General features: G+C 67.0%; 24 protein-coding genes. 17 read left to right on the top strand and 7 right to left on the bottom strand.

The genetic code is table 11. From position 1 onward, the window contains the following. Positions 1–17 precede the first annotated feature (17 nt). The 4 genes from AC1RR5_RS16030 to AC1RR5_RS16015 all read right to left on the bottom strand — a co-directional run bounded on the left by AC1RR5_RS16030 (position 18) and on the right by AC1RR5_RS16015 (position 3509). Positions 18–1091, bottom strand: coding sequence for a serine hydrolase domain-containing protein (locus AC1RR5_RS16030; RefSeq protein ID WP_492922833.1), 1074 nt, complete (start codon positions 1089–1091; stop codon positions 18–20). Positions 1092–1122: 31 nt separating this feature from the next. Then, positions 1123–1986: a helix-turn-helix transcriptional regulator gene (locus AC1RR5_RS16025; protein WP_492922831.1), complete on the bottom strand. Its 864-nt coding sequence runs from the start codon at positions 1984–1986 to the stop codon at positions 1123–1125. Between the two features lies 1 nt (position 1987). Continuing rightward, positions 1988–2989: a porphobilinogen synthase gene (gene hemB / locus AC1RR5_RS16020; protein WP_492922829.1), complete on the bottom strand. Its 1002-nt coding sequence runs from the start codon at positions 2987–2989 to the stop codon at positions 1988–1990. Positions 2990–3050: 61 nt separating this feature from the next. Next, positions 3051–3509: a DUF2147 domain-containing protein gene (locus AC1RR5_RS16015; protein ID WP_492922827.1), complete on the bottom strand. Its 459-nt coding sequence runs from the start codon at positions 3507–3509 to the stop codon at positions 3051–3053. Positions 3510–3738: 229 nt separating this feature from the next. Between AC1RR5_RS16015 and AC1RR5_RS16010 the strand changes: the two genes are divergently transcribed. The 6 genes from AC1RR5_RS16010 (at position 3739) to hemA (ending at position 9792) form a co-directional block, all read left to right on the top strand. Beyond that, positions 3739–4884, top strand: a complete 1146-nt coding sequence (locus AC1RR5_RS16010; RefSeq protein WP_492922825.1) for an isobutyryl-CoA dehydrogenase — start codon at positions 3739–3741, stop codon at positions 4882–4884. A gap of 7 nt (positions 4885–4891) precedes the next feature. After that, the gene (locus AC1RR5_RS16005; protein ID WP_492922823.1) at positions 4892–5491 is read left to right on the top strand and encodes a histidine phosphatase family protein; all 600 of its coding nucleotides are present in this window, start codon (positions 4892–4894) and stop codon (positions 5489–5491) included. Positions 5492–5499: 8 nt separating this feature from the next. Then, a complete protein-coding gene (locus tag AC1RR5_RS16000; protein ID WP_492922821.1) occupies positions 5500–6552 on the top strand; it encodes an enoyl-CoA hydratase/isomerase family protein in 1053 nt (350 codons plus the stop codon). A gap of 58 nt (positions 6553–6610) precedes the next feature. Then, complete coding sequence (locus AC1RR5_RS15995; RefSeq protein ID WP_492922819.1) at positions 6611–7414, top strand: class I SAM-dependent methyltransferase; 804 nt, start codon at positions 6611–6613, stop codon at positions 7412–7414. A 56-nt stretch (positions 7415–7470) separates the two neighbouring features. Continuing rightward, the gene (gene mmsB / locus AC1RR5_RS15990) at positions 7471–8385 is read left to right on the top strand and encodes a 3-hydroxyisobutyrate dehydrogenase (protein WP_492923383.1); all 915 of its coding nucleotides are present in this window, start codon (positions 7471–7473) and stop codon (positions 8383–8385) included. Positions 8386–8565: 180 nt separating this feature from the next. Further along, positions 8566–9792 carry a 5-aminolevulinate synthase gene (gene hemA / locus AC1RR5_RS15985; protein ID WP_492922817.1) on the top strand — a complete coding sequence of 409 codons (1227 nt, stop codon included), beginning with the start codon at positions 8566–8568 and terminating at the stop codon, positions 9790–9792. Between the two features lie 101 nt (positions 9793–9893). Here the strand turns inward: hemA and AC1RR5_RS15980 are convergent, their stop codons facing one another. Continuing rightward, the gene (locus AC1RR5_RS15980) at positions 9894–10337 is read right to left on the bottom strand and encodes a Ros/MucR family transcriptional regulator (RefSeq protein ID WP_492922815.1); all 444 of its coding nucleotides are present in this window, start codon (positions 10335–10337) and stop codon (positions 9894–9896) included. A 164-nt stretch (positions 10338–10501) separates the two neighbouring features. Here AC1RR5_RS15980 and glyA point away from each other — a divergent pair, with 164 nt between their 5' ends. The 7 genes from glyA to AC1RR5_RS15945 all read left to right on the top strand — a co-directional run bounded on the left by glyA (position 10502) and on the right by AC1RR5_RS15945 (position 17224). Then, positions 10502–11788, top strand: coding sequence for a serine hydroxymethyltransferase (gene glyA / locus AC1RR5_RS15975; RefSeq protein ID WP_492922813.1), 1287 nt, complete (start codon positions 10502–10504; stop codon positions 11786–11788). Between the two features lie 32 nt (positions 11789–11820). Continuing rightward, complete coding sequence (gene nrdR / locus AC1RR5_RS15970; RefSeq protein WP_223395103.1) at positions 11821–12294, top strand: transcriptional regulator NrdR; 474 nt, start codon at positions 11821–11823, stop codon at positions 12292–12294. A 64-nt stretch (positions 12295–12358) separates the two neighbouring features. Then, positions 12359–12823: a 6,7-dimethyl-8-ribityllumazine synthase gene (ribH, locus tag AC1RR5_RS15965; RefSeq protein WP_492922810.1), complete on the top strand. Its 465-nt coding sequence runs from the start codon at positions 12359–12361 to the stop codon at positions 12821–12823. Continuing rightward, positions 12820–13269, top strand: a complete 450-nt coding sequence (gene nusB / locus AC1RR5_RS15960; RefSeq protein WP_492922808.1) for a transcription antitermination factor NusB — start codon at positions 12820–12822, stop codon at positions 13267–13269. Before ribH ends, nusB begins: the two co-directional genes overlap by 4 nt. Further along, positions 13256–14287, top strand: coding sequence for a thiamine-phosphate kinase (gene thiL / locus AC1RR5_RS15955; protein WP_492922806.1), 1032 nt, complete (start codon positions 13256–13258; stop codon positions 14285–14287). The genes nusB and thiL overlap by 14 nt, the downstream gene beginning before the upstream one ends. A gap of 40 nt (positions 14288–14327) precedes the next feature. Next, positions 14328–14825 (top strand): hypothetical protein, encoded by a 498-nt coding sequence (locus AC1RR5_RS15950; RefSeq protein WP_492922804.1) that lies wholly within the window; start codon positions 14328–14330, stop codon positions 14823–14825. 260 nt (positions 14826–15085) lie between these two features. Continuing rightward, positions 15086–17224, top strand: a complete 2139-nt coding sequence (locus tag AC1RR5_RS15945; RefSeq protein ID WP_492922802.1) for a sodium-translocating pyrophosphatase — start codon at positions 15086–15088, stop codon at positions 17222–17224. A 92-nt stretch (positions 17225–17316) separates the two neighbouring features. On the opposite strand, the gene AC1RR5_RS15940 is transcribed toward AC1RR5_RS15945, so the two are convergent. Next, on the bottom strand, positions 17317–17859 hold the full coding sequence (locus tag AC1RR5_RS15940; protein ID WP_492922800.1) for a response regulator: 543 nt from the start codon (positions 17857–17859) through the stop codon (positions 17317–17319). Between the two features lie 273 nt (positions 17860–18132). Beyond that, the gene (locus tag AC1RR5_RS15935) at positions 18133–18618 is read right to left on the bottom strand and encodes an outer membrane protein assembly factor BamE (protein ID WP_492922798.1); all 486 of its coding nucleotides are present in this window, start codon (positions 18616–18618) and stop codon (positions 18133–18135) included. Positions 18619–18738: 120 nt separating this feature from the next. Here AC1RR5_RS15935 and AC1RR5_RS15930 point away from each other — a divergent pair, with 120 nt between their 5' ends. From AC1RR5_RS15930 to AC1RR5_RS15915, 4 genes are all read left to right on the top strand, one after another. Continuing rightward, positions 18739–19269: a ubiquinol-cytochrome C chaperone family protein gene (locus AC1RR5_RS15930; RefSeq protein ID WP_492922796.1), complete on the top strand. Its 531-nt coding sequence runs from the start codon at positions 18739–18741 to the stop codon at positions 19267–19269. Then, on the top strand, positions 19254–19796 hold the full coding sequence (locus AC1RR5_RS15925; RefSeq protein ID WP_492922794.1) for a YceD family protein: 543 nt from the start codon (positions 19254–19256) through the stop codon (positions 19794–19796). The genes AC1RR5_RS15930 and AC1RR5_RS15925 overlap by 16 nt, the downstream gene beginning before the upstream one ends. Positions 19797–19891: 95 nt before the next feature. After that, the gene (plsX, locus tag AC1RR5_RS15920) at positions 19892–20956 is read left to right on the top strand and encodes a phosphate acyltransferase PlsX (RefSeq protein WP_492922792.1); all 1065 of its coding nucleotides are present in this window, start codon (positions 19892–19894) and stop codon (positions 20954–20956) included. Beyond that, a complete protein-coding gene (locus AC1RR5_RS15915) occupies positions 20953–21930 on the top strand; it encodes a beta-ketoacyl-ACP synthase III (protein ID WP_492922790.1) in 978 nt (325 codons plus the stop codon). The genes plsX and AC1RR5_RS15915 overlap by 4 nt, the downstream gene beginning before the upstream one ends. The last annotated feature ends 124 nt before the right edge of the window (positions 21931–22054 follow it).

The raw sequence follows: 22054 nt of genomic DNA, 5'->3' as shown, positions 1-22054 counted from the left end.
GGAGCCTAGCCGAGTCGCTACTTATCGACCGCCGCCAGGATGTGATCGGCCAGCAGCTTCTCGGAGATCACATGCGGCTGGCGCACGCCGAAGTTGGTCGTGGTGATCACCGCTACCAGGTCCAGATCCGGCACGATCGCCACCTTCTGGCCGCCCGAACCGCTCATCAGCCAGGCCTTGTGACCATTGAACGTCTGCAGCCAGACCAGGTAGCCATAGTCGGTGTTCTCCCGCGCATTGGCGTGCGGCCTGACCGAGGCCTTCACGAAGTCGGCCGGCAGGACCTGCTTGCCGTCCCACAGGCCGCCATTGGCGTAGAGCTGACCCAGCTTCAGCAGGTCGCGGCTGCGCAGGCCCAGGCCCCCGCCGCCCATGGCCAGGCCCGTGGGCGACATCTGCCACTTGGGGTTCTCGATGCCGAGCGGCTTGAACAGCACCTCGTCGGCGAAGGCGGGCAGGGGCTGCTTGACGGCGTTCTGGACGACCTGGCCCAGGGTCACGACCCCGGCGGTGCAGTAGCTGAAGCTGCGGCCATAGGGCGAGGCCTCGGGCTTGGGGCTCCAGTCCGGGAAGCCGCGCACCGGCAGGTCCCGGTAGAAGCCGACCCAGTCCTCGATCAGGTACATCCGCTCCTCGTTGCCGCGCGAGTACTGGTTGTCGTCGTCGCACTCGGCAATGGAGCTCATGGTCAGCAGGTCCTCGACCGTGACCTTGTCTTTGCGCGGATCGGGATTGGCGGCCGGCTTGCGGTCCTTGAGCCAGGTCTTGATCGGCGCGTCGACGCTGGGCACGGCGCCGCGAGCCAGCGCCGCGCCGGCCAGCATGGCGGTGACGGTCTTGGTGACCGAGCGGGTGTTGCGGCGGGCTTCCGCGCCGTCCGCGTCGTAATAGGCCTCGAACACCAGCTTGCCGTGGCGGGCGACCAGGACGCTGGTGATCTTCTGGAATTCGCCGGCCTTGATGGCGGCCGACATCGCTTCGAGCTTGGCGGCCGAAACGCCCTCGGCGGCGGGCGTGGCGGTGGTCCAGTCGGCGGCCTGGGTGGAGAGGGGCGCGAGAACGAGAGCGGCGGCGAACGCGAGAGCTTTCAAGGCGGGAACTCCAGGAACTGACCTTGGCCGTCTAGGCCGCGCCGACGACCTCGTCTTGGACGCTTGCAACAACCGGCCGGCGGCCGCACAGCCGCGCGAACTCGCCGGGTGTGACGCCATAGGCCTTTAGGAACTGGCGATTGAGGTGGCTCTGGTCGCAGAAGCCCGAGGCCAGGGCGATCTCGCCGATCGGGTCGCGGCCGCGCATCAGCAGATCGGCGGCGCGTTCCAGCCGGCGCGTGCGCAGACGATCGCCCGGCGCCGCCCCCAGCCAGCGCCGATAGCCGCGCGCCAGATGCACCGGATGGACGCCAGCGATCTCGGCGAGATCCGCGACATTGATTGGCTGATCGAACGTGTCGGCCAGATAGGTCTCGGCGCGATCCAGCCAGGACGGGCGCTTGTCGCCATCCGTCACGGGCGTGATCGCCTGGGCGGCCAGTTCCAGGCTCAGGCCTTCCAGCGACAGCGCTTCGGCGTCGCGGGCCAGCAGTGAGCGGGTCAGGCGCAGGGCCGCGCGGCGGGCGGCCGGGCCGGTCAGCCGCAGGGCGTCGATCGCCGCGCCGCGTCCGGCGTCGGCCAGGGTGCGCCAGTCGGCGGGGGCGAAGCTGACGGCCAGGAAATAGCCACCGCCGTCCACGAAGCGATCACGGTGCACCACGCCCGGTGGGTTGTAGACCAGCACCGGACCCTCGGTTTCAGGCCCGGCGGCGGTGGTGATGTAGCGGCCGTGGGTGGCCAGCACGAAGTGGGTGTCGTCGTGGCTGTGCTCATCGACGTCGTCAGCGCGCTTGGTGGCTTCCAGATGCGCCAGGCGCACGCCCGGCAGCTGGCGCTCGACGGTGGGTGCGCCGTAGAACCGGCCTTGGCTGAAGGCGGTCCTCGGCGCGGCCATGTCAGCCCAGCTTCTCGGCGGCCCAGGGGGCGAAGTAGGTGATGATGCCCGCCGCGCCGGCCCGCTTGAAGGCGGTAAGGCTTTCCAGGATGGCGCGGTCCTGGTCGATCCAGCCGTTCTGGGCGGCGGCCATGATCATCGCGTACTCGCCAGACACCTGGAAGGCGTAGGTCGGCATGCGGAACTCGTCGACCAGGCGGCGCAGGATATCCAGATAGGGCATGCCCGGCTTGACCATGACCATGTCGGCGCCCTCGGCGATGTCGAGCGCGACCTCGCGGATGGCTTCCTCGGTGTTGGCCGGGTCCATCTGGTAGGTCTTCTTGTCACCCTGGCCACCCGCGAGTTTCGCCGAGCCAATGGCGTCGCGGTACGGGCCGTAGAAGGCCGAGGCGTATTTGGCGGCGTAGGACATGATCATCACGTCCTGGTGGTTGGCGCCTTCCAGCGCCGCGCGCAGGGCTCCGATGCGGCCGTCCATCATGTCCGACGGGGCCAGGATGTCGGCGCCGGCCTCGGCCTGCATGATGCCCTGTTCGATCAGGCGCTCGATGGTCGGGTCGTTGAGGATCTTGCCGCCCTCGATCACGCCGTCGTGGCCGTGGTCGGTGAAGGGGTCCAGGGCGACGTCGCACATGATGCCGACCTCGGGAGCGGCGTCCTTCATGGCCTTGACGGCGCGGGGGATGACGCCGTCGGGATCGGCGGCGATCGAGCCGGTCGCGTCTTTGCGCGAGCCGTCGATGTGCGGGAAGATGGCGATGGCCGGGATGCCCAGGTCACGGGCGCGGACGGCGGCCTTGGCGGCCTCCTTGACGCTCAGGCGCTCGACGCCCGGCATCGAGGCCACCGGGATCACGCCTTCGCCCTCGTGCACCACCATCGACCAGATCAGGTCGGACGGCCGGACCTCGGTCTCGCGGACGAGGCGGCGGGTCCAGTCGGCCTGGCGCACGCGGCGCAGGCGGGTGTGGGGATAGGGGGCGAGGGGCGGAACGGTCATGCGCTTGATGTCGCGCGGTCGGCCGCGCGAGGCAAGAGACGCCCGCCCTTAAGGTGGAAGTTTAGGGAGCAGCCCGCGAGGCCAGCACCGACGGGCCGTCGATGCGGGTCCACAGCTGCGACTTGCACAGGAAGTTGCCCAGCACGCAGCCCTTGGCGCGCATGGTGCGGGTGTCGACGATGTCGGCCGAGCCCACCAGGGTGACCTTCAGGGTCGGGACCCAGACGCGGCCCTTCAGCGTGCCGTTGTCCTGGGCTTCGAAGTCACGCAGCAGCTGCTTGCCGATCAGGGTGTCGGCGCCAGCCTTGCGCGCATCGGCCTCGGCCTTGGGGCTGGCCCACACCACGACGCCGCAGGTGCTGGGGCCGCAGTCCTTGATCTCCAGATGCACGGAGTTCTTCGGATTGCGCCAGACGCCATACGAGCGCGAGATATCGCCGCCGGCATAGGCCGGTGCGGTGGCCGCAGCCATTCCAAGGGCCACCGTCAGGGCGGCAAGAGCAAGTTTCAGGAAACGCATAGTCGTTGATGCAGTTTTTATGGTTGAGAACGCCCAGACTCGAGACGGGCATTTGGGCTTAAAGGCGATGGTTATCAAGAGGGTGTGACGCCTCAGCCGCTACACACCGTGTAACGGAGGATTTCAGGTCACACTTGAACGGCTCTGCGAGACGCGTTGACAGCCGGCTTTCCGCGCGGCACGTCAGCGATCAAGAAGGCGAGGGCGGTTCTGCCCCGAACGGGAGGAAGTGCGCATGGATTTCGCGCTGAACGAAGATCAAGTCGCAATCCAGGACGCCGCCCGTGCGTTCGCCGAAGGACAGCTTGCCCCGTTCTCGGCGCAGTGGGACGAGCAGAAGCACTTTCCCGTCGATACGCTGCGCCAGGCCGCCGAGCTGGGCTTCGCCGGCATTTATGTAACAGAGGACGTCGGCGGCTCGGGTCTGTCGCGCCTGGACGCCTCGATCATCTTCGAGGCCCTGAGCTACGGCGACGTGCCGACGGCGGCGTACCTGACCATCCACAACATGGCCTCATGGATGATCGATCGTTTCGGTTCGGACGATCTGCGCCAGCGTTACCTGCCGCGCCTGACCACGATGGAGCTGATCGCCAGCTACTGCCTGACCGAGCCGGGTTCGGGCTCGGACGCGGCCAACATGCGCACGACCGCCAAGCTGGATGGCGACCACTATGTCCTGAACGGCGGCAAGGCCTTCATCTCGGGCGGCGGCGTGTCGGACGTCTATGTCGTCATGGCTCGCACGGGCGGCGACGGCGCCAAGGGCGTCTCGGCCTTCGTGGTCGAGAAGGGGACGGAGGGTCTCAGCTTCGGGGCCAATGAGCGCAAGATGGGCTGGAACGCCCAGCCGACCGCCCAGGTGAACTTCGACAACTGCCGGGTGCCGGTCGCCAACCGCATCGGCCAGGAAGGCGAGGGCTTCCGCTTCGCCATGATGGGCCTGGATGGCGGGCGGCTGAACATCGCCTCGTGCTCGCTGGGCGGCGCGCAGTTCGCTCTCGACACGGCCAAGGCCTACATGGAGACCCGCAACCAGTTCGGCAAAGCGCTGAAGGACTTCCAGGCCCTGCAGTTCAAGCTGGCCGACATGGCCACCGAGCTGGAGGCCGCCCGCCTGATGGTGCGCCGCGCGGCTCACGCGCTGGACAACAAGCATCCCGAGGCGACCAAGCTGTGCGCCATGGCCAAGCGCTTCGCGACCGACGCCGGCTTCCAGGTGGCCAATGACGCCTTGCAGTTGCACGGCGGCTACGGCTACCTCCAGGACTATCCGCTGGAGCGCATCGTGCGCGACCTGCGGGTGCACCAGATCCTGGAAGGGACCAACGAAATCATGCGTGTCATCATCGCCCGCGAGATGTTCCGCCAGTGAGCGTCCGATGATCTATCTCTGTCGCCACGGGCAGACCTTCCACAATCGCGAAGGCCGCATGCAGGGCCAGACCGAGTCGGACCTGACCCCGCTGGGTCGTCTGCAGGCCGCGGCCATGGCCGACCTGCTGCATGACCTGATCGCGCGCGATCCTCCCGCTGATTGGCGCATCGTCGCCAGCCCGCTGCGCCGGGCGCGCGACACGGCCGAGACGATCGGCAAGCGCCTGGGCCTGCCGGTCGCGTTCGACGATCGCCTGCTGGAGATCAGCGTCGGCGACTGGTCCAACCGCCTGCGCGATGAGGTCAAGCGCGAGACGCCGGCGCTGCAGAGCGATCCGGAATGGGCCTTCAAGTCACCGAACGGCGAGACCTATGAGGCGATCATGGGCCGGGTCTCCGGCTGGCTGGCCGACCAGGCGCCCGAGCCCGAGCGCAAGCTGATCGTGGTCAGCCACGGCATCGCCGGCTGGATGCTGCGCGGCGCCTATGGCGGACTGTCGCGCGCCGAGGTGATCGCCCAGGACACGCCACAGGACGCCATCTTCCGCCTCAGCGGCGGCCAGGTCGATCGCCTGAACTGCGCGCCCGTCGCCGAACCCGCCTAGGACTTGAGATGACCGACGAACCCGAAGTCCTGATCCGCGTCGAGAAGAATGTCGGGCGCATCACCCTAAACCGTCCCAAGGCGCTGCACGCCCTGACCCAGGGCATGTGCGAGATCATGATCGGGGCGCTGCTGGACTGGCAGGAGGATCCCGAGATCTACCTGGTCCTGATCGACCATGCGGGCGAGCGCGGCTTCTGCGCCGGCGGCGACATCCGCATGCTGGCCGAAAGCGGCGCCAAGGACGGCGTCGAGGCGCGGGCCTTCTTCCACACCGAGTACCAGCTGAACCACCTGCTGTTCAGCTACGACACGCCGGTGGTGGCGGTGATGGACGGCATCGTCATGGGCGGGGGCGTGGGCATCTCGATGCCGGCGCACGTGCGGATCGCCACCGAGCGCACGACCTTCGCCATGCCCGAGACCGGCATCGGCCTGTTCCCGGACGTCGGCGGCGGCTGGTACCTGCCGCGCCTGCCGGGCAAGGCGGGGCTGTGGCTGGCCCTGACCGGCGCGCGGATCAAAGGCGCGGACTGCATGCGGCTGGGCATCGCCACGCACCATGTCGAGTTCGGCGCCATCGAGGGCCTGAAGAAGGCGATCATCGCCGACCCGCGCCGCATCGAAGAGATCCTGAAGAAGTATCGGGCCGACGCCGGCAAGGCCTCGCTGCTGGGCTTCGAGCAGGATCTCAACCGCCTGTTCGTCGGCGAGACCGTCGAGGAGATCGTCGAGTTCCTGACCCTCGACTCCAGCGACTGGGGCAAGGCCCAGCTGGCGGTGCTGAAGACCAAGTCGCCCCAGACCCTGAAGGTCGCCTTCGAGCAGCTGAAGCGCGGCGAGGCCATGACCGACTTCGCCGACAACATGGCCATGGAATACCGGATCGGCTCGCGGGTGGTGCGCAAGCACGACTTCATCGAGGGCGTCCGGGCTGTGATCGTCGACAAGGACAACGCGCCCCAGTGGAACCCGGCGACCTTGGAAGAGGTCACCGACGCCATGATCGACGAGATTTTCGCGCCGCTTCCCGCAGCGGAAGAATGGGTACCGCTGACGTAACCGATTGCGTAGGCTAGCCTCGTCTCAATCAAGAACACGTCGGTTCGGAAGGATTGCCATGCGTAAGCCGCTTCTCAGTCTCATCGCGGTGCTGGGCCTCGCCGCCTGCGCCACGCAGCCGATGCTGGGCCCGCCGCCTCCGCCGCCTCCGGGTCCCGTCGCCGCCGGCATCCCGCCGAACATCGCCGCCGCCCTGAGCGATCCGTCGCGTCCGGCCGCCGACATGGTGCGCGACAACGATCGCCGTCCGGGCGACGTGCTGGCCTTCGCCGGCGTGCGTCAGGGCGCCAAGGTCGCCGACCTGATTCCCGGCGGCGGCTACTTCACCCGCATCCTGGCCAAGGCCGTCGGTCCGCGCGGCGTCATCTATGCCTATGTGCCCGACGAGCTGACCAAGCTGGCCAAGCGCGAGCCGGCGGTAAGCGCCATCGCCCGCGATCCCGAATATGCCAATGTGAAGGTGGTGCTGAACACGCTGCCCAACTTCTCGGCCCCCGAGAAGCTGGATCTGGTGTTCACGGCGCTGAACTATCACGACATGCACGACAAGTTCATGGGCCCGGCCGACCTGTCGGTCGTGAACCGCCAGGTCTTCCGCTCGCTGAAGCCGGGCGGCGTCTACATGGTCATCGACCACTCGGCCGAGCCGGGCGCGGGCCTGCGCAACACCGAGGACCTGCACCGCATCGACGCGGCGACCGTCCGGTCCGAGGTCACGGCCGCCGGCTTCATCTTCGAGGGCGAAAGCAAGGTCCTGCGGCGCCCCGCCGACAGCCGCAAGACCAACGTCTACGACCCGTCGATCCGCGGCAAGACCGACCAGTTCGTCTACAAGTTCCGCAAGCCGTCGACGGCGCGCTGACGCCGGAAACGCCTGGAATACAACGATAAGAACCGCGCCCATGAGGCGCGGTTCGCATTTGCAGGGAGCTTCACATGACGCGCATCGCCTTTATCGGCCTGGGCAACATGGGCGGCGGCATGGCCGCCAACCAGGCCAAGGCCCAGCACCACGTCCGCGCCTTCGACCTCTCGGCCGCTGCGGTCGAGCGGGCGGTGGAGGCCGGCTGCCACGCGGCCGCGTCCGTGGCCGAGGCGGTGGCCGACGCCGAGGTGGTGATCTCCATGCTGCCGGCCGGTCCGCATGTGCGCTCGGTCTATAGCGAGCAGGTCTTCAAGCATGCGCCGAAGTCGGCCCTGCTGATCGACTGTTCGACCATCGACGTCGAGACCGCCCGGGTGGTGGCCAAGCAGGCGGCCGAGGCCGGCTTCCGCTTCGCCGACGCGCCGGTGTCGGGCGGGATCATGGCCGCCGAGGCCGGGACCCTGGCCTTCATGGTCGGCTGCGACGCCGCCGACTTCGTCTTCGTCGAGGAAGCCCTGGCCCCGATGTCGCGCGTGACGATCCACGCCGGCGACCATGGGGCAGGGCAGGCGGCCAAGATCTGCAACAACATGCTGCTGGGCGTCTCGATGCTGGGAACCTGCGAGGCCTTCGCCCTGGCCGAGAAGCTGGGCCTGGCCGCCGACCGCTTCTTCGAGATCGCCAGCAAGTCCTCGGGCCAGTGCTGGTCGGTGACCAGCTATTGCCCGGTGCCGGACGTCGGCCCCCAGACCCCGGCCGACCGCCACTACGAGGGCGGTTTCGCCACGGCCATGATGCTGAAGGACCTGAAGCTGGCCCAGGACGCGGCCGCCAAGGCCGGGGCCTCGACCCCGATGGGCGCCCAGGCCGAGGCGCTGTACGCCCTGTTCGACGGCAACGGCTTCGGGGGTAAGGACTTCTCCGCCGTGATCCAAATGCTGCGCGGCAGGCTGGCGGACTTGAACTGAATCATTCAAGACCGCGCGCACCATCTGGGGCGTCGATTGACGCAGTCTATGCGTCCAATCGCGCAATTCTATTTGCTAGGTAAACGCCCTTAGATGGACACTACGGAAGCTTGGTGCGAAAAGCCGAGCCTGGAATAAGGGGACCGCCGGACGATTGCCCGGCCGGTTTGGAAGATCGACATGGACTACAAAGCCGCGTTCCGCAGCGCCGTCGACCAGATCCGCGAAGAGGGCCGTTACCGGGTCTTCGCTGACCTGAAGCGTCAACGCGGCCAGTTCCCGCGCGCCACCTGGACCCGCCAGGACGGCTCGGAACGCGAAGTCGTGGTTTGGTGCAGCAACGACTATCTCGGCCAAGGCCAGAATCCGATCGTGCTGGACGCCATGAAGGCGGCCGTCGACGAACACGGCTCGGGCTCGGGCGGCACCCGCAACATCTCGGGCACGAACCACGACCACGTCCTGCTGGAGCAGGAACTGGCCGATCTGCACGGCAAGGAAGCCGGCCTGCTGTTCACCTCGGGCTACGTCTCGAACGAAGCGTCGCTGTCTGTCGTGCAGAAGATCCTGCCTGGCCTGATCATCTTCTCGGACGAGCTGAACCACGCCTCGATGATCGCCGGCATCCGCAATGGCGGTGGTCCGCGCAAGGTGTTCCGCCACAACGATCTTGAGCACCTTGAAGAGCTGCTGGCGGCCGCCCCGGCCGACGCGCCCAAGCTGGTCGCCTTCGAGAGCGTCTATTCTATGGACGGCGACATCGCCGACATCCGCGCCACGGCCGCCCTGGCCAAGAAGTACGGCGCCATGACCTATCTGGACGAGGTCCACGCGGTCGGCATGTACGGCCCGCGCGGCGGCGGCGTCGCCGAGCGCGAAGGCCTGATGGGCGAGATCGACATCATCGAAGGCACGCTGGGCAAGGCGTTCGGCGTCATGGGCGGCTACATCACCGGCGACGCCGAAGTGATCGACGCCATCCGCCTGATGGCCTCGGGCTTCATCTTCACCACCTCGCTGCCGCCCGCCCTGGTGGCCGGCGCCCTGGCCAGCGTCCGCTGGCTGAAGCAGCATCCGGAAGTGCGCGAGATCCATCAGGAGCGCGCCGCGACCCTGAAGGCCATGTTCAAGGCCGCCGGCCTGCCGGTCATGGAAAACGAAAGCCACATCGTCCCGGTGCTGGTCGGCGATCCGATCCACACCAAGCTGATCAGCGACATGCTGCTGGCCGATCACGGCGTCTATGTGCAGCCGATCAACTATCCGACCGTGCCGCGCGGCACCGAACGCCTGCGCTTCACGCCCACGCCGTTCCACACCGACGACATGATGCGCAAGCTGGTCACGGCGATGGAAAAGCTGTGGGCCCACTGCAACGTCGCCCGCATGGGCGGCCACGCGGCCTAAGGAACACGCACGCCTTCAATTTCGACCGAACAACACATCGTCGAAACGAAAAACGCCGCCGGAGTCCGGCGGCGTTCGCGTGCCTCTCAGGCGAAGCGCAACTAGCTGCCGCGCCGTACGCCCTTGCCCAGGCCGATCTTCTTGGCGAAGTCCGAGCGCCGGGCCGCATAGGCCGGGGCGACCATCGGATAGTCCGGCGGCAGGCCCCACTTGCGGCGATATTCCTCGGGGCTCATGTCGTAGTGCGAGCGCAGGTAGCGCTTCAGCATCTTCAGCTTCTTGCCGTCTTCCAGGCAGACGATGAAGTCATGCTGCACCGAGCGGCCCACCGGCACGGCCGGCTTGGCCTTCTCGATCGGGCGCGGAGCCTCGCCGCCATTGTTCAGCGAGGCCAGGGCCTCGTGAACGGTGCGGATCAGATCCGGAATGGCTGTCTGGGATACCGTGTTCTGGCCTACGTAGGCCGCCACGATCTCGGCGCTGAGCCCAAGGATGTCGACGTCATTCGTGCTCGTCGTGTCCGTGCCGCCGCCCTGAGACGCCATGAGATACCCCACTACTGTTGTTGCAGATGTTCTGTCGTGGGCGGTCAGCGCCGCCTTACGCGACTGCAACGCACAGCTCGGCATGTGGTTCCGAGATTGATCGCCGCGCCTTACCCGTTAAAGAGGGCGCCTCTGCTGACTCCCCCAAACGCCTGGAGAGCGTCATGACCCAATCCAACACCAGCGCCTTTTTCGGCGCGGACCTCGCCACCGCGGACGCAGACATCTTCGACCGCATCGGTCGCGAGCTGGACCGTCAGCAAAACCAGATCGAGCTGATCGCTTCGGAAAACATCGTTTCCAAGGCGGTGCTGGAAGCTCAGGGCTCGATCCTGACCAACAAGTACGCCGAGGGTTATCCGGGCAAGCGTTATTACGGCGGCTGCGAGTTCGTCGACGAGATCGAGACGATCGCGATCGAGCGCGCCAAGAAGCTGTTCGGCGCGGGTTTCGCCAACGTCCAGCCGCACTCGGGCTCGCAGGCCAACCAGTCGGTGTTCATGTCGCTGCTGCAGCCGGGCGACACCTTCCTGGGCATGGACCTGGCCGCCGGCGGTCACCTGACCCACGGCTCGCCCGCCAACCAGTCGGGCAAGTGGTTCAAGCCGATCAGCTACAGCGTCCGCCAGCAGGACCAGCTGATCGACTATGACAGCGTCGCCGAGATCGCCCAGCGCGAGAAGCCCAAGCTGATCATCGCCGGCGGCAGCGCCTACAGCCGCGAGATCGACTTCGCCAGGTTCCGCGAGATCGCCGACTCGATCGGCGCCTATCTGATGGTCGACATGGCCCACTTCGCAGGCCTGGTGGCCGGCGGCGTGTTCCCCAACCCGGTCCCGCACGCCCACGTCGTGACCACCACCACCCACAAGACCCTGCGCGGTCCGCGTGGCGGCATGGTGCTGACCAACGACGAGGCGATCATCAAGAAGGTCAATTCGGCCGTCTTCCCGGGCCTGCAGGGCGGTCCGCTGGAGCATGTCATCGCCGCCAAGGCCGTGGCCTTCGGCGAGGCGCTGCAGCCGTCGTTCCAGGAGTACGCCAAGCAGATCATCGCCAACGCCAAGGCGCTGTCGGAAGCCCTGCTGAAGTCGGGCGTCAACATCGTCTCGGGCGGCACCGACAGCCACCTGATGCTGGTCGACCTGCGTCCCAAGGGCGTGACCGGCCGCGACGCCGAGCACAGCCTCGAGCGCGCCCACATGACCTGCAACAAGAACGGCGTGCCGTTCGACACCGCGCCGTTCACGATCACCTCGGGCATCCGCCTGGGTACGCCGGCCGGCACCACGCGCGGCTTCAAGGAAGCCGAGTTCACCCGCGTGGGCGAGCTGATCGGTGAGGTCGTCAACGGCCTGGCCGCCAACGGTCCGGAAGGCAATGCCGAGGTCGAGGGCAAGGTGCGTGAGGAAGTGCTGGCCTTGACGGCTCGCTTCCCGATCTACAACTAATATGGCTTAGGCGCCGCGGGAGGGGCCACATCATGCGTTGCCCCTTCTGCGGCCATGCCGAAAGCCAGGTCAAGGACAGCCGCCCGTCGGAAGACGGCGCGGCCATCCGCCGTCGTCGCATGTGCCCCGAGTGCGGCGGCCGCTTCACGACCTTCGAGCGGGTTCAGCTGCGCGAGCTGATCATTCTGAAGCGTTCGGGCCGCCGTTCGCCGTTCGATCGCGACAAGCTGGTGCGCTCGATCGCCCTGGCCACGCAGAAGCGTCCGGTCGAGGCCGAGCGCGTCGAACGTATGATCAACGGCATCGTCCGACAGCTGGAAAGCATGGGCGAGACCGAACTTCCGTCGTCGACGGTGGGCGAAATGGTCATGAAGGCGTTGAAATCGCTCGATGACGTGGCCTATGTCCGCTACGCCTCGGTCTATCGGGACTTCAAGGAGACGAGCGACTTCGCGAAGTTCCTCGGCGAAGAAGGCCTGAGCGATAGCGGCGAAGACGAGCTATAGTTCGTTAATCCCTGATGTGTGCTTTTGGTCGCGCGGCAAGCGCGGCCGTGGAGATTCGAGCTAGATGGTTGAAGACAACATCCGCCTGTTGATCGTGGAGGGCCGAAGCCATTCGGGGATCTCCGACGAACTGCTGCGCGGAGCGACCCAGGCCATCGAGGCCCAGGGCGCCGAGTACGACGTGATCACGGTCTCCAGCGCGCTGCAGATTCCGACCGCCATCGCCATCGCCGAAGAGTCCGGCCACAAGCCCGTCGGCGTGCGCTACGACGGTTATGTCGCCCTGGGCGTGGTCATCCGCGGCGAGACCTACCATTTCGAGCTGGTGGCCCACGAGACGGCCCGCGGCCTGCAGGACCTGGGCGTCGGCAAGCGCCTGCCGATCGGTTTTGGCGTGCTGGCGGTCGACGACGAGGCCCAGGCCTTCGCCCGCGCCCGCGTCAGCGAAGGCGACCGGGGCGGCGCGGCCGCCAAGGCCTGCCTGGAAACCATCGCCCTGAAGCGTCAACTGCTGGGACAGGCCCGATGAGCGGCAACCGCATCCAACCGCGCTCGGTGGCGCGCCTCGCCGTCGTCCAGGCCCTGTATCAGATGGAAGTCTCGGGCGCGGGCGTCGATTCCGTGATCCGCGAGTTCAGCGAGCACCGCTTCGACCGCGACGTCGAGGGCGAGCGCCTGGCAGCCGCCGACGAGACCTTCTTCGCCGAACTCACCAAGGGCGTGGTCACCAACCAGGCCAAGGTCGACCAGGGCATCGTCAAGCGCCTGGCCTCGGGCTGGCGCCTGGAGCGTCTGGACGCGACGGCCCGCGCCGTGCTGCGCGCCGGGGCCTTCGAATTGATGTACCGGCCTGACGTTCCGACCGAAGTCGTCATCAATGAGTATGTCGAGATCGCGAAATCCTTTTTCGAAGGACCCGAGTCAGGCTTCATCAATGGTGCCCTCGACGCGATAGCCCGTGATGCACGAGACTGACGAAGACGACTGGTTCGCAGAAGACGACGCTCCGCCCTCGGCGGCAGCGCCGGCGACGGAATTCGACCATATCGAACGCCTTCTGCGGCCTCTGACGCGCGGCGATCCGGTGGCGCTGGACCTGCTGGACGACGCGGCCGTGCTGCCGTCGCGTCCGGGCTACGACCTGGTGGTCACCAAGGACGCCATGGTCGCCGGCGTGCACTTCCTGGCCGACGAGGCCCTGGATGTCGTGGCCCGCAAGCTGCTGCGCACCAATCTTTCGGACCTGGCCGCCAAGGCCGCCGAGCCCTACGGCTACTTCCTGGCCGTCGGCTGGCCCTCGGGTTCCGACGTCGCCTCGCGGGAGACCTTCGCCCGCGGCCTGGCCGAGGACGGGGCCGCCTTCGACATTTCGCTGCTGGGCGGCGACACCGTCACCACCTCGGGCCCATTGGTCGTGTCTGCGACGCTCCTGGGCTGGGTTCCGCAAGGCGCGGCCATCCTGCGGCGTGGCGCCAAGCCGGGCGATCGCCTGATGGTCTCCGGCACCATCGGCGACGGCTGGCTGGGTCTCCTGGCCCAGTGGGGCGAGGTCGCGGACGCCGACGGCGCCATGCTGCGCCGCTATCGCCAGCCCGAACCGCGCGTGACCCTGCGCGACGCCATGCGCGTCCACGCCCGGGCCGCCGCCGACGTCTCCGACGGCCTGCTGGCCGACAGCGCCCACATCGCCAAGGCCAGCGGCTGCCGCGTGCGGGTCGACCTGGAGCGCCTGCCGCTGTCGCCGGGCGGCCAGGCCTGGCTGGACCAGCAGCCCGAGCAGGTCGAAGGCCGTATCTCCCTGGCTTCCGGCGGCGACGACTACGAGATCGTCTGCGCCGTCGATCCCAACGAGGCCTGGAACTTCCGCGTGGCCGCCGCCGCCGCGGGCGTGAAGGTCAGCGAGATCGGCGAGTTCGTGGAAGGCGAGGGGGTCAGCGCCTACTACAAGGGCCGCGACGTCACGCCGTCCCGCCTGGGCTGGCTGCACGGCTAGTTAGGTTAATCTCAAGGCCTGTCGGTTATCAGTGGCGGCCATGACCGGTCTTGCCACCCCCTCGCGCCGCCTCCTGCTCGCCGCCGCCTGCGCCGTCTCCTTCGCCATTGGGGCGAGCCCGGCCCTGGCCAACGAGAAGAAGAAGGAAGGCGAGGAGCAGGCGCTCGATCCCACCTACAAGCTGGGCTCGATGACCATTCCGATCATCGCCAATGGCCGGATCGTCAACTACGTCTTCGTGGCGATGACCCTGAAGCTGACCTCGGGCGCCGAGGTCCAGTCCTTCAAGGAACAGGAGCCGGCGCTGCGCGACGCGATCGTGCGGGCCGCCTACCGGACGCCCTTCACCCGCACCGACAGCTGGAAGGAAGTCGACGGCCCGCGCCTGACCGGCTTCGTCCTGGGGCAGTGCAACACCCTGTTCGGCAAGGGCAAGGTCGCCTCGGTCGAGATCGTCAAGCAGATCCCCCGCCAGCAGCTGATGCCGCCCAAGGCGAGCGCCGCCAAGGCGCCCAGCACGGGTCCTCTGAACCCCTGATTCCGCCCGAAAGGCCAAGCTTTGCCCCGTCAAACGCTTGTACCGACACGGGTTGCGCGCCCCCCAGCCATCTGACAGTCTCATTTGGATGACGCCGTTCGGCGGTCATTCAGGGAGCATCGAGGGGGCACGAGGCCAAAGGCCCGCCCGTCGATCCAGGCGGCGGTCTGGCGTTCGTCATATTTGGCGCGCGTTGGACCTTTAGCCGCTAGGATTGGCGCACCCCTCGTGAAATGGAAGCGCGAAGGGGCGAAGAACTAATGAGTCTTTGGCTTAATCTGGCCATCGCGGCCGGGCTGTTGGCGGTGCTTTACGGCGCCGTGCAATCAGCCAGTCTGATGCGGGCCTCGGCCGGCAATGCACGAATGCAGGAGATCGCCGCGGCGATCCAGGAAGGGGCCCAGGCCTATCTGAACCGCCAGTACACGACGATCGGCATCGTCGGCGTGGTGGTCATCGCCATTCTGGCGTTCTTCTTCAAATCCTGGGAGCAGCCCGTCGGCTTCGCCCTGGGCGCCATCCTGTCGGGCGCCGCCGGTTTCGCCGGCATGCTGATCTCGGTCCGCGCCAATGTCCGCACGGCCCAGGCCTCGTCCGAGAGCCTGGCCAAGGGCCTGTCGATGGCCTTCACCTCCGGCGCCGTCACCGGCATGCTGGTGGCCGGCTTCGCCCTGATCGGCGTGGCGGGCTACTACAGTCTGCTGCTGTCGACCGGCCACGCCGGCACCGACCGCGTGGTGGTCGACTCGCTGGTGTCCCTGGGTTTCGGCGCCTCGCTGATCTCGATTTTCGCCCGTCTGGGCGGCGGCATCTTCACCAAGGGCGCCGACGTGGGCGGCGATCTGGTGGGCAAGGTGGAAGCCGGCATCCCGGAAGATGATCCCCGCAACGCCGCGACCATCGCCGACAACGTCGGCGACAACGTCGGCGACTGCGCCGGCATGGCCGCCGACCTGTTCGAGACCTATGCGGTGACCACGGTCGCCACCATGGTCCTGGCGGCGATCTTCTTCCGCGGCACCGAAGCGGTGACCTCGATGATGCTGCTACCGCTGGCCATCTGCGCCGTCTGCATCGTCACCTCGATCATCGGCTCGTTCGCCGTGCGTCTGGGCAAGAAGCAGAACATCATGGGCGCCCTCTATCAGGGCCTGATCGTCACCGGCGTGCTGTCGATCCCGGCCGTCTGGTACGTGATCCACCAGCTGGTGCCGACCGCCGTGACGGTCGGAGACCGCAGCTTCGACGCCGACAGCCTGTTCTATTGCGGCCTGGTCGGCCTGGCCGTCACCGCCGCGATCGTGATGATCACCGAGTACTACACCGGCACCAACTTCCGCCCGGTGAAGTCGGTGGCCCAGGCCAGCGTCTCGGGTCACGGCACGAACGTGATCCAGGGTCTGGCCATGTCGCTGGAGTCCACGGCCCTGCCGGCCCTGACCATCATCGTCGGCATCCTGGTCACCTATAATCTGGCGGGCCTGTTCGGCATCGCCATCGCCACCACGACCATGCTGTCGCTGGCCGGCTTCATCGTCGCCCTGGACGCCTTCGGTCCGGTCACCGACAACGCCGGCGGCATCGCCGAGATGGCGGGCCTGCCGCCGGAAGTCCGCGTCACCACCGACGCCCTGGACGCCGTGGGCAACACCACCAAGGCCGTCACCAAGGGCTACGCCATCGGTTCGGCCGGCCTGGGCGCCCTGGTGCTGTTCGCCGCCTATACAGAAGACCTCAAGTACTTCTCGGCCAATGCCGCACCGGGCAGCTTCTTCGACGGCATGGGTCCGGTGACATTCGACCTGTCCAACCCGTACGTCGTGGTCGGCCTGCTGTTCGGCGGCCTGCTGCCATTCCTGTTCGGCGGCCTGTCGATGACCGCCGTCGGTCGCGCGGCCGAGTCGGTCGTCGCCGAGGTGCGTCGTCAGTTCCGCGAGAACCCGGGCATCATGACCGGCGAGGTCAAGCCCGAGTACGGCAAGGCCGTCGACATCCTGACCAAGGCCGCCATCCGCGAGATGATCGTGCCCAGCTTGCTGCCGGTCGTCTCGCCGGTGGTGCTGTTCTTCGTGATCAAGGCCATCGCCGGCAAGGTCGACGCGTTCGCCTCGCTGGGCGCCATGTTGATGGGTGTGATCGTCACCGGCCTGTTCGTCGCCATCTCGATGACGAGCGGCGGCGGCGCCTGGGACAACGCCAAGAAGGTCATCGAGGAGGGCTTCACCGACAAGAACGGCGTCCTGCACACCAAGGGCGGCGACACCCACAAGGCCGCCGTCACCGGCGACACCGTCGGCGACCCCTACAAGGATACGTCCGGTCCGGCCGTGAACCCGATGATCAAGATCACCAACATCGTGGCCCTGCTGCTGCTGGCGGTGCTGGCCCACGGGATCTGATCTCTTCGATCAAGGCCTGAAAGACGAAACGCCCCGGAGGTAGCTCCGGGGCGTTTTGCTTGAGGACGGTGTTTTCGGGGACTGAGAAGAACTCAGTAGACGTCCTCATGGTCCATCTCGGCCAACGCGTCCTGGATCTCGACCTCGGGCGCGCCCCGCCGTTCGGTCCCCTGGAAGTCGTGATCGATCTTACGACGACGGCAGGGGCCGAAATATTCGGTGGCCCGCACGAACGGGCGGGGGTTGTTCACGACCTCATTGATCCGGTGCATGACCCCGCGCGCCGTCAGCGGCTTGGCCAGGAACTCGGTGACCCCGGCCATCCGCGCATCGTTCAGCGAGCGTTGCGTGGCGTGACCGGTCATCATGATCACCGGCACATAGGGATTGGGGCTGGCCGTCGACGTGCGGATCCAGCGGATGAAGGCCAGGCCGTCGACCGGATGCATCATCAGGTCGGTGAAGATCAGGTCGACTTCCTGCGACTGAAAGATCTTCAGCGCTTCGAGCCCATCGCTGGCTTCACGAATTTTGCGCACGCCGGCAGCCTTCAGAATCTGGCTGACCACCTTGCGCATGTTGGCGTTGTCGTCGACCAGCAGAACGGCGACGTCACGAAGATCCATGCCCTCCATAGTGCGCCTCCCACCGCCGCCATGAATTCGTTCTCCAAAACCTTGGAGATCAGAGTCCGACGTTGACCCGTTTCGGGTTTATGAAGTGTTGAAGTCGCGGTTACTTGCTTGAATTAAGAAGGTGAATATCGAATTCAGAATGAATGGCGCTGGTCTACTCACCCTTTTGAGTAGGTGTCGCTCGTTCGTTGCGCCCCACGCGCGAAAAAGCCGCCCACCTTGCGGTGAGCGGCTTTTCTAATCTGTCGATTTGTCGACTTTTGGCTGGCGCGCTTAGCGGCGCTCGCCCGGACGCTGGCCCGGCGCCTCGTCGTCCTGCGGGAGCATGCCGCCACGGCCGACGTTGCCCAGCAGCTGTTCGAGGATGGTCATCTCGCGGCCACGGGTCGGGGTTTCACGGCCGTTGTAGGCGATGACCTTGCCGTCCTTCAGCGTGTAGGTGTTCACCGAGGCGACCTTTTCGTCGGCCTGGTTGAACTTGATGGCCACGACGTCGCGCTTGATCACGCGCGGCATGTAGAAGGCCACGCGGTCGGTGGTCTGCGAGATGTAGTACCAGGTGTTCTGGTCGAAGGTCGAAACCACCGACGGCGAACCCAGCTTTTCCATCAGGGTCGACTTGCTGTCCTCGCCGACCTTCATGTCGGCGGGGCGGGCTTCGATGGCCTGGAAACCGGAATAGCTGGTCAGCGGCGTACAGGCGGACGTGGCGATCGCCAGGCCGAGAATGGCGGCGGCGAAAACGGCGGGGCGAGACATCGAGGCTCCGAACCGGAAAAATGCAGACTTTGACCTATCGCCCGCGGGAGCTTAGTTCAATGCCCGCGTGAAAGCGGACCCCGCGTCTAGCGGGATGTCGCGGCGAAATCGAGGCGTTTCATGTTTCTGGATCGGTGGCTCAAGCCCAGGCCCGCCAAGGCGGCGGGGGCAAAGCTGTATGCCGGGGCGGTCGAGCAGGCGCGATCCGCCGCCTTTTATCGTGACTTTGACGTTCGCGACTCGATGGAGGGCCGGTTCGAGCTCTTCAGCCTGCACGTGATCTTTCTGATCGAGCGCCTGAAGGGGCAGGGCGACGCCGCGGCCGAGACCTCGCAGGCCGTCTTCGATTCTTACGTGAAGGGCCTGGACGACGCCTTCCGCCAGATCGGGGTGTCGGACACCTCGGTCGGCAAGAAGATGAAGAAGCTGGCCGGCGTGTTCTATGGCCGCCTGAAGGCCTATGACGAAGCCGTGGCGACCTTGCCGGACGAGGCGGCCGTGAACGGCTTCCTCGCCCGCAACGCTTTCGAAGAACGCGGGGAGGGTGATGTGACCGCCCTGACCGCCTATGTGATCAAGACGCGCAAGGCGCTGGCGGAACAGCCGCTGGACGCCCTGCTGCAAGGAGACGTGACTTGGCCGACCCTGTGACCGCTCCCTGGCCCTGCGAGATCCCGCTGGCCCAGGTCGACCGTGGCGCCGTGAAGCTGCGTCTGGAGCCGTCGGAAGACCAACGCAAGGCGATCGCCAAGCAGCTTGGCATCGTCAGCCTGGAAGCCCTGAGCGCCGAGGTCTTCCTGACCTCCTGGCTGGACGGGGCTGAAGTCTCGGGCGTCCTGCGCGCCCGCGTGGTCGAGACCTGCAGCGCGACGGCCGACGATTTCGAAACGCCGATCGACGCGCGCTTCGACCTGCGGGTGCTGCCGGCCAACAGCAAGAACGCGCCACAGGGCGAAGAGAGCGGCGACCTGGGCGTCGATCCGGACGCCGACGATCCGCCGGATGTGCTGGAAGGCGATAAGGTCGACGTCTCGGGCTATGTGATCGAGCACCTGGCCCTGGAGCTGGATCCCTTCCCCCGCAAGCCGGGCGCAGTGTTCGTCCAGCCGCCCGAGCCGGGCGAAATCTCCCCGTTCGCGGCGTTGAAGAGCCTCAAAACAACGGACGACAACGGCTAAACCGCCCGACTCGACCGCTTGCGTGATATTCACGCGGATGTATCGTCCGCCGCCTTGAGGGCGGCGAGGCCGCCTGCCGGAGCTCTAAGCGCCACGTGTCCCAATCCGTAGTCATCTCGGTCGACGCCATGGGCGGCGATCACGGCCCTTCCGTCGTCGTGCCCGGCATCGCTCAGGCGACCAAGGCCTTGCCGGGAGTGCGGTTCCTGCTGCACGGGGACGGCGCGAAGATCGAAGCTGAACTGGCCAGGCATCCAGCCGCCAAGGCCGTCAGCGAGGTCCGTCACTGCGACAAGGCCATCGGCATGGACGAAAAGCCCGCCCAGGCCATGCGCCGGGGCAAGGGCTCGTCGATGTGGAACGCCGTCGAGGCGCTCAAGTCCGGTGAGGCTCACGCCTGCGTCTCGGCCGGCAACACCGGCGCGCTGATGGCCATCTCCAAGCTGATCCTGCGCATGGGCGCGGACCTGGAGCGCCCGGCCATCGTCGCAAACTGGCCCAACATGAAGGGCGTGACCACGGTCCTGGACGTCGGGGCCAATGTCGAAAGCGACGCCGAGCAACTGGTCGAGTTCGCGATCATGGGCGCGGCCTACCACCACGCCGTGCACGGGGCCAAGCGCCCGACCGTGGGTCTGCTGAACGTCGGCTCCGAGGACCAGAAGGGCCACGAGGAGGTGCGTGAAGCCCACGCCATCCTGCGCGAGACCAAGCTGGACTTCGACTATCACGGCTTCGTCGAGGGCAATGACATCGCCTATGGCACGGTCGACGTCGTCGTCACCGACGGCTTCACCGGCAATGTGGCGCTGAAGACCGCCGAGGGCGTGGCGCGGTTCATCTCGAACGAGATCAAGACCACCCTGACCTCGGGTCCGCTCGCCATGCTGGGCGCGGTGATCGCCTCTGGCGCCCTCTCCAAGATGCGCAAGCGCCTGGACCCCAGCCGGGTGAACGGCGCGCCCCTGCTGGGCCTGAACGGCATCGTGGTCAAAAGCCACGGCGGCGCCGACGCCAACGGCTTCGACTCGGCCATCCGGGTCGCCACCAACCTCGCGCGCAGCGATTTCCGCGCCGAGATCGACAGAAATCTAAAGCGTCTGACCGCTGTCGCGGCCAAGGACGAAGCTCCGGCTTCGGAGCAGGGAGCGGCCGAGTGAGCGTAGTTCGCAGTGCAGTGACCGGCGTCGGCGCCTATCTGCCGCCCAAGGTCGTGACCAATGACGACCTGGCCAAGTTCGTCGACACCAGCGACGAGTGGATCGTCGAGCGCACCGGCATCCGCCAGCGCCACCAGGCCGCCGACGATCAGGCGGTCTCGGACCTGGCCTTCGAGGCCGCCAAGGACGCCCTGGAGGCGGCCGGCAAGACCGCCGCCGACGTCGACCTGATCATTGTCGCCACCACCACGGCGGACCTGACCTTCCCGGCGGTCGCCACCATCGTCCAGCGCAAGCTGGGGGCGCCGGTCGGCATCGCCTTCGACGTCCAGGCCGTCTGCTCCGGCTTCGTCTACGCCATGAGCGTCGCCGACGGCTTCGTGGCGCGGGGCCACGCCAAGTGCGCCCTGGTGATCGGCGCCGAGACCATGACCCGCCTGATGGACTGGAGCGACCGCGGCACCTGCGTGCTGTTCGGCGACGGGGCCGGCGCGGTCGTGCTGGAGCCGAAGGACGGCGAGGGGACCACCCAGGACCAGGGTATGCTGGGCTTCGCCCTGCGCGCCGACGGCACCAAGCAGGACCTGCTGTATGTCGACGGCGGCGTCTCGACGACCGGCACGGTCGGCAAGCTGCGGATGCTGGGCAACCAGGTCTTCAAGCACGCCGTGGTCAACATCTCCGAAGCCATCCACGCCTCGGCCGCCAAGGCCGGCGTCGAGGTGGCCGATGTCGACTGGTTCATCCCGCACCAGGCCAACCAGCGCATCCTGGCCGGCGTGGCCCATCGCTGCGGCATCGACGAGGACAAGGTGATCTCGACGGTCGCCATCCACGCCAACACCTCGGCCGCCTCGATCCCGCTGGCCTTCGCGCACGGCGTCAAGGACGGTCGAATCAAGAAGGGCGACCTGTTGCTCCTCGAGGCGATGGGCGGCGGCCTGACCTGGGGCGCCTGCGTTCTGCGCCTTTAACGGCAAAGCTGCGCGTCCCTGCGCCAGGGCTTGAACTCCCGGCGTTGAGCCTTTGACTTCATGCGATAATCACGGCATGAGGTCGTCGGTGAATTTGGGTGCGGCCAGTTGAGGGCGGTCGCGA

This window comes from Caulobacter sp. GW821-FHT11E11, assembly GCF_058808315.1.
Note: the sequence above shows the minus strand (reverse complement) of the source record. Positions and strands in the feature narration are given on the sequence as shown.